Genomic DNA, 11,495 nt, shown 5'->3' with positions numbered 1-11,495 from the left:
CGCCGCCGTGCGTCATGCCATCAACTTCCCTGACGCGCTGCCATCTGCGGCACGAACAGTTCGCTCCACTTCGCCGGACGCGTCTTGATCGTACCCGCGCGGCTCATGAACTCGACATACTGCATCAGGCCATTGGGCGTGGTGGTGAATTTCATGCCCGGGTCGGCCAGTATCTGCTCGATGTCGGCTTGCGGCACGTTCATCTTCGACACACGCAGGTACGTCTTTGCGGCGCCGACGTGATCCTTGGCGATGTAAGCGGCGGCTTCTTCCTGGGCATCCAGGATCGCCTGCACCAGCTTCGGATTCTGCACGGTGAACTGCTTCGGTGCGAACACCACGTCGATGGTGATGTTGCCGAGGACATCAGTCGAATTCAGCACGCGCGTGATGTGCGGATTCTTCAGTTCCTGGTACGAGAACGGCGGCGAGGTGAAGTGCGCCGTGATCTCCGTCTTGCCGGAGAGCAGGGCACTGACGGCTTCCGGATGGCTCAGGCTGACGGTTAGCGGATCGAGCTTCGCGTAGTTCTCGATGCCGAAGGCCTTGGCCGCCGCCATTTGCAGCAGCACGGCGGAGAGCGACGTCTTGATGCCCGGAATCGCGATCTTGTCCTTCGCGGTGAAGTCCTTGAGCGACTTGATGTTCGGATTGTTCGTGTTGAGCCAGAGCGGACCGGTCGAGAGGGCCGACAGACCGATCACTTCCGAGCGCGGAATGCCGTGCGCCTTCGACCACAGCGTGACGAAGCCTGGCGCGCCCGTGCCCGCGACATCGAGATTGCCCGCGAGCATCGCATCGTTGATGACGTTGCCGCCGTCGAGAATGGTCCACGTCGTCTTCACGTCGCCCAGGCCCAGCGCTTTCGCGTGCTTCTCCACGAGATGCTGGTCGCGCATGACCATGAGCGGCAGGTAGAGAATGCCGTAGCCGTGCGACAAGCGCACGGTGCTGGCTTCGGCGTGAGCCACGTTGCCGAGCGTCGAGAGAGCGGTCGTGGCAGCAAGGGTCAGCGCGCTTGCCCAGCGGGTGAAATGGCGTCGATTCATGGTGTTGTTGTCTCCAGATAGTTGGAATTATTCATACCCCCGAAGGGGCGTCAATCAAACACAGCCGCAAAAAATCGAGGGGATCGTGCGTCAGTGCTGCATGCCCCAGCGGTGCAGCGTGCGCTTTTCGATGCGGGCGAACAGCAGGTTCTCGACCGCGAGCCCGATCAGGATCACGAAGAACAACCCGGCGAAGACGTTGGCCGTCTCCAGCGAATTGCGGTTCTCGAAGATGTACCAGCCGAGCCCCCCCGACCCCGAAGACACGCCGAACACCAGTTCCGCGGCGATCAAGGTGCGCCACGCGAACGCCCAGCCCACCTTCAGGCCGGTGAGAATGCTCGGGAACGCGGCCGGGATGAGCACATGCCAAACCAGCGCGAAACGCTTGAGTCCGTAGTTCTGCCCAACCATGCGCAACGTTTTCGAGACGCCGCGAAAGCCGCTGTGCGTGTTGAGCGCCACGGCCCACAGCACCGAGTGCACAAGCACGAAGATCACACTGCCGCTGCCGAGGCCGAACCAGATCAGCGCGAGCGGCAACAGCGCGATGGCCGGCAGTGGGTTGAACATGGCGGTGAGCGTCTCGAGCAGGTCGTTGCCGATCTTCGAGCTGATGGCGACGGTGGTGAGCACCGCCGCGAGCCCGATGCCGATGCTGTAGCCGATGAGCAGCGTCTTGAGCGAGACGGCCGCGCGCAGCAGCAGCACACCGCTCGTCAGGCCGCCAGCGAAGGCGGTGACCGTGTCGGTGAAACTCGGGAAGAGCAGCGCGTTGTCGAGCCAGCGGCCGTAGATTTCCCAGATCACGGCGAGCACGCACAGGATGACGGTCTTGCGCAGCCAGCTCAGGCGATACAGCGTCTCGAAGGTCGAGAGCGGACGCTGTATCGACGACAGTTCGGCGGGCGTCGGCTCCCGCACGAATTCCGGCCGGTAGACCGCTTCGAGGGGGGCTTCGGGGGCCGCTTGCGGGGACGACGGGGTGTGTTGTGAGGTCATGGCGTTCATGGCCGTCTCCTCAGTGGGCTGCGAACAGCAGTTGATCGATGCGCGTCTCGAGCGCACTCTGGTGCGCCGTGCCGAGCTGCTCGGGGGCGATGCTATTGAGTTCGGCCTTGACCTGGCCGGGGTGCGGTGAGAGCAGCAGAATGCGCGTGCCGATGCGAATCGCCTCGTCGATGCCGTGCGTGACGAACAGCACCGTGAAACGTGTGTCGTCCCACAGGCGCAGCAGTTCGTCCTGCATCTTGCGGCGGGTGAGGGCGTCCAGGGCGGCGAACGGCTCGTCCATGAGAAGGACGTCGGGCTCCATCGCCATGCCGCGCGCGATGGACACGCGCTGCTTCATGCCGCCCGAGAGCGTATGCGGATAGCTGTCGATGAACTTCGCGAGGCCGACCTTCTCGATGTAGTGCGCGGCGCGCTCGGCCGCTTCGCGTCGCTTGAGGCGACCGCTGGCGACGAGCGCGAACTCCACGTTCTGCCGCACGGTCTTCCACGGCAGCAGTTGATCGAATTCCTGGAATACCATCATGCGATCGGGGCCGGGCTCGGTGATCGTGCGGCCCTTGAGGCGAATCTCCCCGTGGACCGGCGGCAGATAGCCGCCAATCGCCTTGAGCAACGTCGATTTGCCGCAGCCCGACGGACCGAGCAACACGAACCGGTCGCCCGGATAGACGTTGAAGCTCACTTGCTGCGCGGCGGTCACCAGGTAATCGTCGGTCTTGTATTGCAGCGTGACGCCATCGATTTCGAGCAATGGCGGCACCGCGGGCGCAAGGGTCCCGGCGGCGCCCGCATGAGGGGCGTTGTGCATTGCGTGTCTCCTGAGGGATGCTTTTATAATCGGTTCCCATGCTAAGCAGCGAAGCTGTAGCGAAGCTGACACGCCGGGCAGGCGGTGCCCGGATTCAGGGGAAACCCCGAGGAAGTGGCTGACGATTTCCGACAGAATCCTGAGACACGCATGGGCATCGGCCGGGGAATACCGGGGAATACCGGGATAGGCAGGGTGCCCTGCAATCACTATCGAAGGAGACTCAGGAATCATGCGCATCATGCTGGTGGAAGACACCGCCGATGTTGCCGAAGCGATCGCCACCCAGTTGCGCAGGCTCGGCCACGCGCTCGATTGCGAGACTGACGGCGCGGCCGCCGCGGCACGCATTGGCGACGATTACGACCTGCTGATCCTCGACGTCATGCTGCCGCACATCGACGGCTTCGAGTTGCTGCGACGCGTGCGCGAGCGCGGCCTGTCCACGCGCGTGCTCATGCTCACCGCGTGCGCGGAGATCGAAGAGCGGGTGCGCGCGCTCGATCTCGGGGCCGACGACTACCTCACCAAGCCATTCGATTTTCGCGAGCTGGAAGCGCGCGTGCGTGCGCTCATGCGTCGCACCGGGCAGGACGCCACGAACCGGCTGACGTGCGCCAACCTCACGCTGGACCGCAAGAGTCGTGGCGTCGAAGTCGACGGACTGCCGATCGAACTCACGCGCCGCGAAGTGACGCTGCTCGAAATTCTTGCGGCGCGCCCGGGACGCATCTTCGGCAAGGACGAACTCATGGATCGTCTGTATGGCGACGAGCCCGCACCGAACGCAAACGCCATCGAGCAGTATGTGGCCCGCCTGCGCAAGAAGCTGGCGGCCGCGCAATTCCAGATTCGCACGCTGCGCGGACTGGGCTATCAGCTCGTGCTGTCATGATCGTCCCCGGTCGTTCCCTGTATCTGCGGCTGGTCGTGCGCATGGGGGCCGTACTGGCGTTGGCCGTGGCGGCGGTGCTGCTTGGCATCTGGTTCTCGACGCGTGCCGCCGTCGACCGCGCGTACGACCGCTGGCTGCTCGGCAGCGCGCTGCAAGTCGCGGAAAACACCTGGTACCAGAATGGCGAGGTCAACGTCGACGTGCCGCTCGCCGCTTTCTCTGCCCTCGCGCCCGGCGACCAGATCTTCTATACCGTGCTCGATCCGAACGGCCGCTCGGTCGCGGGCGATTCGGAGTTCCGCCCCGCCATTCCGTGGGACAAGCTGGCCGACGGGCCGGTCGTGCTCGACGGCACGTACCAGGAGATGCCGATCCGCATCGCAATCGTCGGGCGCCGCATGCCGGTGGATGCGCCGCATCCGTGGGCCGTGGTGGCGCTGGCGCACACGCAGAATGCGCGCGTGCGGTTCACGCGCGGCTTGGCGGACAACACACTGCTCATCACCATCGCCACCGGCGTACTGACGATGCTCGCGGCGCTGTGGACACTGCGTCAGGCGCTCGCGCCGCTCAAGCAGATTGAGGCGGCCATCCGGGCGCGCGATTCAAACGATCTCGTGCCGCTGGCGGTGACGGCGCCGGCCGAGACGCTGGCGCTCGTCGGCGCCATCAACGACTTCATGCAGCGGCTGGCCACCTCGCGCGCACTGATGCGCCGTGTCATCGGCGACGCCGCGCATCAATTGCGTACGCCTGTGACGGCGCTCACCGCGCAGGCGGAAATGCTCACGCAAACGCAGGACGAGGCGGCGCGCGAGGCGCATGTCGCGCGCATCCAGAAGCAGGCGCGGGGGCTCGGCGGACTTATCCACCAGTTGATCAATCACGCGATGGTGCAGCATCGCGCCGATAGCGTGGCGCCCACGCCGGTCGATCTGAACGAACTGCTGCAGGTGGCGATGCGCGAGACGCTCTCGTATGCGACCCGCGATATCGACGTCGCCCTTCACGCGCCGCCGGGGCCCTGCATGATCGTCGGCGATGCGCTGAGCCTGCGTGAAGCGATCAAGAACGTGCTGGTCAACGCGCTGGCGTACGGTGCGCCGCATCGGCTTCACGTTGATGTGACGCGCGTCGACGATCAATGGCGGGTGCGGTTCTTCGACGATGGGCCGGGCATCCCCGAATCGGAATGGCAGCGTGTGCGCACGCCGTTCTCATCGCGCGCCGACGGTCGCGAAGGGGCGAGCCTGGGGTTGGCGATGGTAGCCGAGGTGATGCTTGCCCACGGCGGGGCGATGGCGTTCGAGCGGGGGCGCGAGGCGGGGTTCGCCGTCGTGTTGACGCTGCCGATGGCGGGATGAATGCGGAGGGGGCGCGGCGGGGCGCGTGAGGGTCGTGCGGTAGTGGCAAATCAGCGATGACGCGGCGTCGGTCCGTTCCCGAACCGGCGTAGCGTCATCGCGAGGGACACGTCCGCTCGCTCAGAAGCAATGCGCTTGCGCCGGGAACGTGCCGTGCTTGACCGCTTGCACGTACGCTTCGATGGCGGCTGCAATGCTTGGCTGGCCTTCCATGAAATTCATCGAGAACTTCGGCGACTTGCCGGGGAACACGCCCAGCATGTCCTGCAACACCAGCACCTGGCCGTCGCATTCGGGGCCGGCCCCGATGCCGATGGTCGGCATCGTCGGCACTTCCGGCGTGACGCGTGCCGCGACGGTGGCCGGAATGGCTTCGAGCACGACCAACTGCGCGCCCGCGGCTTGCAGCGTACGGGCATCGTCGATCAATTGCGCTTGTGCGGCATCCTCGCGCGCCTGCACCTTGAAACCGCCGAACGCGTGTACCGACTGCGGCGTGAGTCCCAGATGCGCGCACACCGGAATGCTGCGCTCGACCAGAAAGCGCACGGTCTCGGCGAGCCACGCGTTGCCTTCGATCTTCACCATTTGTGCACCGGCCTGCATGACCGCTACGGCACTCTGGTATGCCTGTTCCTTCGTGCCGTAGGTGCCGAACGGCAGATCGGCCAGCACCAGTGCCTTGTTGACACTGCGCGCCACGCATTCGGTGTGATAACAGATGTCGCGCAACGTGACGGGCAGCGTCGTGCGCTGGCCTTGAATCACGTTGCCGAGCGAGTCGCCAACCAGGATGGCGTCGACGCCCACGCGGTCGAGCAGCGCGGCGAAACTCGCATCGTACGCGGTGAGCATGGCGATCTTCTCGCCCCGCTCGCGCATCTGGGCAAGTCCGGGAACGGTCACGGCCTTGCGATTGGATTCTTGCAGATAACTCATGTCAGCCTCGGTTCATGAGGTGTCGCCCGTGCGCCTGCGCGGGGCGGGAGACGATCAGGGGCGAGCGCCCTTGACGAAGACTTCCTTGCGTCCGCGCATCTGATCGATGCGTTCGACCAGCAGGGCGAAGTCGTTGTCGTTATGCGCCGGATCGAATTGTTCCGTGTCGACGGTCAATACCGGCGCAGCGGCGTAATGATAGAAGAATTCGCCATAGATGTCGCACAGCGCGCGCAGATACGTGTCGGGAATTTGCTGTTCCATCGGAATGGCGCGTTTCTGAATGCGCGCATACAGCGTTTCGGGACTCGCTTGCAGATGAATCACGAGATCCGGCGCCCGGTGTGGCCGCTCGATGTGCGCGACCAGCTTGCGATAGAGATCGAGTTCGTCGGCGGCGAGCGTGAGGCGCGCGAACAGCCCGTCCTTCTCCGGAAGGAAGTCGGTGAAGATCGGTTTGCCGTCGATCTCGCGGCGCGCGATCTCCGTCGCTTCGTCCACCCGTTGCAGACAGAACGATAACTGCGCGGGCATCGCGTAGCGCGCGCTGTCACGATAGAAACGTTCGAGAAAGAGATTGCGCGTGGGCTGCTCGAGCAGCACGTCGGCGCCGGCGGCATCGGCCAGCCGTTGCGCCAGCGAGGTCTTGCCCACCCCGATGGGGCCTTCCACGGCCAGGTAGCGAAAACGCCCGAGGACGGGGGATTTCATGACGCGTACGCGCGCTTCGTCGGGCAGCAGCACTGCGCGACGCGCTCGATGCGCTGGTCGGCGACGTCCAGAAGCAGGGCGCTTACGCGGCCCACGCCAGGGATGTCGAGTTCGGGAGCGAGATCCGCGAGCGGGCGCAGCACGAAGGCGCGCGCGGCCATGCGCGGATGCGGGACGATCAGGTCGGGTTCGGCGATGCGCTCGTTGCCATACAGCAGCAGATCGAGATCGAGCGTGCGCGGCGCATTCTTGTAAGGCCGTTCACGTCCGAAATGCAACTCGATCTTCAGGCACAGCGTGAGCAACTGGTGCGCGCTCAGGCTCGTCTCGACGGCGACGGCGCAGTTGAGATAGTCATCGCCGCTCGACTCGACGGGCGCCGTGCGATACAGGTCGGACTTGCCAATGATGGTGACGCCGATCTGCTGCGCCAGGCAGACGATGGCGTCCTTGATCGATTGGCGGGCGTCACCGAGATTCGCGCCAAGCCCGATGTAGGCAACAGTCATGAAGCACCTTCGGAACCATGCTGTCGCGATGATACCCGCTTGCCCTGATTCTCGCTGGTCGCGGTCTCATTGCCGCTCCCGCCGTCACCATGCTCGCTGCCGCCCGAGCCTTCGCCACCGCTTCCGCCCGCGGGCTTGCGACGGCGGCGGCGGCGTTTGGCGGCCGGCGTGGTGCCTGGTCCACTGCCTTGGGTGAGCAGGGCGTCGCGCGCGGCGGCGTCGCCTTCGAGGAAGTCGGTCCACCATTGGCCAGCTTCGGCCGGAACTTCACCCGATTCGCAACGCAGCAGCAGGAAGTCGTAACCGGCGCGCAGGCGCGGATGCTCGAGCATGCGCAGCGGCGTGCGGCCAACGCGTTTGTCCAGACGCACCTGCAAGCCCCAGATTTCCTTCATGTCGGCGACGAAGCGGCGCTGAATCGCCAGCTTGCCGGTTTGCGCATCGAGCACGTCGTCCATGGCGAGATGCAGCGCGGGAATCGGATACTCGCCGGCTTTTTGATAGGCCTGCCACTTTTCGAGCACGAGATGCCAGAGCAGTGCCGCGAACAGGAAGCCCGGCGAGACCGGTTTGCCGGTGCGGATGCGCGCATCGGTGTTGGCGAGCGCCAGCATGACGAATTTCTCGCCCAGCGGCTGCTCCAGCACCACGTCGAGCAACGGCAGCAGGCCGTGATGCAGGCCCTGCTCTCGCAGTTGCTGCACGCAGCCCCACGCATGGCCCGAGAGCAGCAGCTTGAGCATTTCATCGAACAGACGCGCCGCCGGCACGTTGTCGATGAGCGGCGCGAGCTGCGGAATCGGGGCGGCCGTCGCGTCGTCGATCTTGAAGCCGAGCTTGGCCGCGAAACGCACCACGCGCAACATGCGCACGGGGTCTTCGCGGTAGCGCGTGGCCGGGTCGCCGATCATGCGCAGCACGCGCTTCTGGATGTCTTCCCAGCCGTGGTGGTAGTCGTGCACCGTCTGGGCCGCCGGGTCGTAATACATGGCGTTGACGGTGAAATCGCGCCGGGCGGCGTCCTCTTCCTGCTCGCCCCACACGTTGTCGCGCAGCACGCGGCCCGATTCGTCGGTGACGTGCGTCTTGCGGTCGAGCTCGCCTTTTTTGGGACGCCGCGCGCCGATCTGCTCGCTGTCGACGGCGTCGACCAAGGCCCGGAACGTGGAGGTCTCGATGATCTCCTGCCCGAACTGCACGTGCACGATCTGGAAGCGGCGCCCGATGATGCGCGCGCGGCGGAACAGGCGCTGGACCTGCTCGGGCGTGGCGCTGGTGGCGACATCGAAGTCCTTCGGCGCGATGCCCAGCAGCAGATCGCGCACGGCGCCGCCGACGATGAAGGCCTTGAACCCGGCTTGCTGCAGCGTGTCGGTCACGCGCACGGCGTTCTTCGAGAGCAGGCTCGGATCGATGCCGTGGACCGAGACGGGGATGACGACCGGCTTGCCGGTCGCGCTCAGGCTGCCTGCGCTGCCTTCGGCCTGGCTGTCTTTGCCAAGCAGTTTCTTGATGAGTTTGCGGATCACTGGAACAACTCGAGAATGGGCCAGCGACGCGCCAGCGCGATGTCGCGCAGCGCCTCATCGGGATTCGTTGCCACCGGATGGTTCACCTTCTCCATCAGGGGGACGTCGTTGGCGGAATCGCTATAGAAAAAGACGTGGTCGAAATCGCGCCACGTCTTGCCGAGGCTGGCGAGCCAGGTTTCGGTGCGCGTGATTTTGCCCTCGCGGAAGCTCGGCGTGCCGATATAGTCGCCGGTATAGCGTGCATTCGGTGCGTTCGGATCGTCGCCGGCCACGGCCGGCTCGGTGCCGATCAGATGATCGACGCCGAACGCCCGGGCGATCGGCCGCGTGACGAACGTGTTGGTGGCCGTCACGATGGCGCACAGGTCGCCCGCCTGACGGTGCGTGTCGAGCAGCGCGAGCGCTTCGGGACGAATGTGCGGCAGGATCGCTTCTTCCATGTACTGCGTGTGCCACGCGTCGAGCTGGTCGCGCGGGTAGCGCGCGAGCGGCGCGAGGCAGAAACGCAGATAGGCCGGCATATCGAGCCGGCCGGCGCGGTAATCCTGGTAGAAGGCCTCGTTGGCCTGCGCGTACGAGTCACGCTCGACAGCGCCCTGGCGCACGAGGAAACGGCCCCACTCCTTGTCGCTGTCCGTGGGCAGCAGAGTGTGGTCGAGATCGAAGAGGGCTAAATTGGTCATTGCGCGAATTTTACCTGAAGCTACGGCCTGCTTACCTGAACCGACGCGACGCCGGTCAGTTTTTCCCTTCGGGAGCGGCCGGATCGGTGTGGGTGAGCATCTGGCGCAGCAATGGCAGGGTCACCGCGCGCTTCTGTTCCATCGAAAACCGGTCGAGACGGTCGAGCAACGCCATCAGGCTCGACATGTCGCGCTCGAAGTGCGTGAGCAGGTAGGCGGGCACGTCGCTCGCCAACTGCAAACCGCGCTCGCGTGCGGCGTTCTGCAGCGCCTGCTTCTTGCCGTCGTCGTCGAGGCCCACAACGTGAAATACGAGGCCCCAGCCGAGACGGGTGCGCAGGTCTTCGCGCAGCGGCATGTCGACGGGGGGCTGGGCGCCGGCGGCCACGAAGGCGCAGTGCGGGCGGGCGCGCGTCTCGTTGAACAGGTTGAAGGCGGCGATCTGCTGGGTGGGCGAGAGATGGTCGCAGTCGTCGACGCAGTAGATCGTGCTCGCGTCGTCGAACGTGAAGGCGGCCAGCGGGCTGTTCGGGCGCAGATAGCGCGCGCTCGGGCCGACGGCATGGCACAGGGCCTCCATCAGGTGGGTGCGGCCGGACCCGGCCGTCCCCCAGAGGTAGATGCCGCGGTCGCGCGCCGTACCGGCCGAGAGTTCGGCGGGCAGGGCGGCGAGCGTCTGCGCCGCCTCGCGATTGGGCCCGACAATGAAATTGTCGAACGTGGCGGGCGGCGGTGTGCCGAGGTCGAGAAACAGTTGCTGGATCACGAACGAGGAAAGCCGGCAAAAGGCCGGCGGAGTACGGTTTACAGGGCACGCCGGCGTCGGCTTGCGTCCGATATCCCGTTTGCGTGCCGAAAGGACACGCGCATCGGGTAAAATCGCATTTTACCGAACCTTGATGCATTCCCGTCATGTCACACCCTAACGAAACATCCGGCCTTTCCTATCGCGACGCTGGCGTCGACATCGAAGCGGGCGACGCATTGGTCGAAGCGATCAAGCCGTTTGCCAAAAAAACCCTGCGCGATGGCGTGCTGGGCGGCATTGGCGGCTTTGGCGCACTGTTCGAAGTGCCCAAGCGCTACAAGGAGCCGGTGCTCGTTTCGGGGACCGACGGCGTGGGCACCAAGCTCAAGCTGGCCTTCACGCTGAACAAGCATGACACGGTCGGTCAGGATCTGGTGGCCATGAGCGTGAATGACATCCTGGTGCAGGGCGCCGAGCCGCTGTTCTTCCTCGACTATTTCGCGTGCGGCAAGCTGGACGTGGCCACGGCGGCCACTGTCGTCAAGGGCATCGCGCAGGGCTGTGAGCTGGCGGGCTGTGCCCTGATCGGCGGCGAGACGGCTGAAATGCCGAGCATGTACCCGGACGGCGAGTACGATCTGGCCGGCTTCGCCGTCGGTGCGGTCGAGAAGAGCAAGATCATCGACGGCACGACCATCGTGCCGGGCGATGTGGTGCTGGGGCTGGCCTCGTCGGGCGCGCACTCAAACGGCTATTCGCTCGTTCGCAAGATCATCGACGTCGCCAAGCCGGACCTGGACGCGGACTTCCACGGCCAGCCGTTGCGCGACGTGCTGATGGCCCCGACGCGCATCTACGTCAAGCCGCTGCTGGCCCTGATGCAGGCGCTGCCGGTCAAGGGCATGGCCCACATCACGGGCGGCGGCATCGTCGAGAACATTCCGCGCGTCCTGCAGGACCATTTGACGGCCGACATCAAACAAGACGCCTGGACGCTGCCGCCGCTGTTCCAGTGGCTGCAGGCCCATGGCAAGGTGGCCGACGCCGAAATGCACCGCGTATTCAACTGCGGCATCGGCATGGCGGTCATCGTGTCGGCCGCTGACGCCGATGCCGCCGTCAAGCACCTCGAAGCGTCGGGCGAGACGGTCTACCGTCTGGGCACGATCCGCGAGCGAAAGGAAGGCGAAGCGCAAACGATCGTGTCGTAAGACACGGGGAGGGCTGGGCCCTTCCAGCGTCC

The 11,495-nt window shown here is 65.3% G+C and carries 12 protein-coding genes; 3 read left to right on the top strand and 9 right to left on the bottom strand.

Annotated features, from left to right (window positions below; all coding sequences use genetic code 11):
• Positions 1–20: 20 nt before the first annotated feature.
• From PTE31013_RS05675 to PTE31013_RS05665, 3 genes are all read right to left on the bottom strand, one after another.
• Positions 21–1,049 (bottom strand): ABC transporter substrate-binding protein, encoded by a 1,029-nt coding sequence (locus PTE31013_RS05675; RefSeq protein ID WP_150611846.1) that lies wholly within the window; start codon positions 1,047–1,049, stop codon positions 21–23.
• A gap of 90 nt (positions 1,050–1,139) precedes the next feature.
• Complete coding sequence (locus PTE31013_RS05670) at positions 1,140–2,060, bottom strand: ABC transporter permease (protein WP_425495541.1); 921 nt, start codon at positions 2,058–2,060, stop codon at positions 1,140–1,142.
• A 10-nt stretch (positions 2,061–2,070) separates the two neighbouring features.
• Positions 2,071–2,871: an ABC transporter ATP-binding protein gene (locus PTE31013_RS05665; protein WP_150611845.1), complete on the bottom strand. Its 801-nt coding sequence runs from the start codon at positions 2,869–2,871 to the stop codon at positions 2,071–2,073.
• 232 nt (positions 2,872–3,103) lie between these two features.
• Here PTE31013_RS05665 and PTE31013_RS05660 point away from each other — a divergent pair, with 232 nt between their 5' ends.
• Entirely contained in the window at positions 3,104–3,766 is a 663-nt protein-coding gene (locus tag PTE31013_RS05660) for a response regulator transcription factor (RefSeq protein WP_017232029.1), read from the top strand.
• Complete coding sequence (locus PTE31013_RS05655) at positions 3,763–5,130, top strand: sensor histidine kinase (protein ID WP_150611844.1); 1,368 nt, start codon at positions 3,763–3,765, stop codon at positions 5,128–5,130. Before PTE31013_RS05660 ends, PTE31013_RS05655 begins: the two co-directional genes overlap by 4 nt.
• A 120-nt stretch (positions 5,131–5,250) precedes the next feature.
• Here the strand turns inward: PTE31013_RS05655 and panB are convergent, their stop codons facing one another.
• Genes panB through hda form a run of 6 tightly spaced genes read right to left on the bottom strand, consistent with a single transcriptional unit; the run spans position 5,251 to position 10,270 of the window.
• Complete coding sequence (gene panB, locus PTE31013_RS05650; RefSeq protein ID WP_150611843.1) at positions 5,251–6,069, bottom strand: 3-methyl-2-oxobutanoate hydroxymethyltransferase; 819 nt, start codon at positions 6,067–6,069, stop codon at positions 5,251–5,253.
• Positions 6,070–6,123: 54 nt separating this feature from the next.
• Entirely contained in the window at positions 6,124–6,780 is a 657-nt protein-coding gene (locus tag PTE31013_RS05645; RefSeq protein ID WP_150611842.1) for a deoxynucleoside kinase, read from the bottom strand.
• Complete coding sequence (gene folK / locus PTE31013_RS05640; protein ID WP_150611841.1) at positions 6,777–7,289, bottom strand: 2-amino-4-hydroxy-6-hydroxymethyldihydropteridine diphosphokinase; 513 nt, start codon at positions 7,287–7,289, stop codon at positions 6,777–6,779. The genes PTE31013_RS05645 and folK overlap by 4 nt, the downstream gene beginning before the upstream one ends.
• A complete protein-coding gene (pcnB, locus tag PTE31013_RS05635; RefSeq protein ID WP_150611840.1) occupies positions 7,286–8,818 on the bottom strand; it encodes a polynucleotide adenylyltransferase PcnB in 1,533 nt (510 codons plus the stop codon). The genes folK and pcnB overlap by 4 nt, the downstream gene beginning before the upstream one ends.
• The gene (locus PTE31013_RS05630) at positions 8,815–9,504 is read right to left on the bottom strand and encodes a histidinol-phosphatase (protein WP_150611839.1); all 690 of its coding nucleotides are present in this window, start codon (positions 9,502–9,504) and stop codon (positions 8,815–8,817) included. The genes pcnB and PTE31013_RS05630 overlap by 4 nt, the downstream gene beginning before the upstream one ends.
• A gap of 55 nt (positions 9,505–9,559) precedes the next feature.
• Positions 9,560–10,270, bottom strand: a complete 711-nt coding sequence (gene hda / locus PTE31013_RS05625) for a DnaA regulatory inactivator Hda (RefSeq protein ID WP_150611838.1) — start codon at positions 10,268–10,270, stop codon at positions 9,560–9,562.
• A 146-nt stretch (positions 10,271–10,416) separates the two neighbouring features.
• Between hda and purM the strand changes: the two genes are divergently transcribed.
• A complete protein-coding gene (purM, locus tag PTE31013_RS05620; RefSeq protein ID WP_150611837.1) occupies positions 10,417–11,463 on the top strand; it encodes a phosphoribosylformylglycinamidine cyclo-ligase in 1,047 nt (348 codons plus the stop codon).
• Positions 11,464–11,495 lie beyond the last annotated feature (32 nt).

The organism is Pandoraea terrigena, from assembly GCF_902459705.1.
Classification (GTDB): Bacteria; Pseudomonadota; Gammaproteobacteria; order Burkholderiales; family Burkholderiaceae; genus Pandoraea; species Pandoraea terrigena.
This window is presented reverse-complemented; position numbering and strand designations above follow the sequence as displayed.

What these genes read in the sequence shown, in the direction of transcription:
- PTE31013_RS05665 (WP_150611845.1), bottom strand. Translation starts at nt 2,871, where the DNA reads ATGCACAACGCCCCTCATGCGGGCGCCGCCGGGACCCTTGCGCCCGCG.
- purM (WP_150611837.1), top strand. Translation starts at nt 10,417, where the DNA reads ATGTCACACCCTAACGAAACATCCGGCCTTTCCTATCGCGACGCTGGC.
- PTE31013_RS05645 (WP_150611842.1), bottom strand. Translation starts at nt 6,780, where the DNA reads ATGAAATCCCCCGTCCTCGGGCGTTTTCGCTACCTGGCCGTGGAAGGC.
- PTE31013_RS05630 (WP_150611839.1), bottom strand. Translation starts at nt 9,504, where the DNA reads ATGACCAATTTAGCCCTCTTCGATCTCGACCACACTCTGCTGCCCACG.
- PTE31013_RS05675 (WP_150611846.1), bottom strand. Translation starts at nt 1,049, where the DNA reads ATGAATCGACGCCATTTCACCCGCTGGGCAAGCGCGCTGACCCTTGCT.
- PTE31013_RS05655 (WP_150611844.1), top strand. Translation starts at nt 3,763, where the DNA reads ATGATCGTCCCCGGTCGTTCCCTGTATCTGCGGCTGGTCGTGCGCATG.
- folK (WP_150611841.1), bottom strand. Translation starts at nt 7,289, where the DNA reads ATGACTGTTGCCTACATCGGGCTTGGCGCGAATCTCGGTGACGCCCGC.
- panB (WP_150611843.1), bottom strand. Translation starts at nt 6,069, where the DNA reads ATGAGTTATCTGCAAGAATCCAATCGCAAGGCCGTGACCGTTCCCGGA.
- PTE31013_RS05660 (WP_017232029.1), top strand. Translation starts at nt 3,104, where the DNA reads ATGCGCATCATGCTGGTGGAAGACACCGCCGATGTTGCCGAAGCGATC.
- PTE31013_RS05670 (WP_425495541.1), bottom strand. Translation starts at nt 2,060, where the DNA reads ATGAACGCCATGACCTCACAACACACCCCGTCGTCCCCGCAAGCGGCC.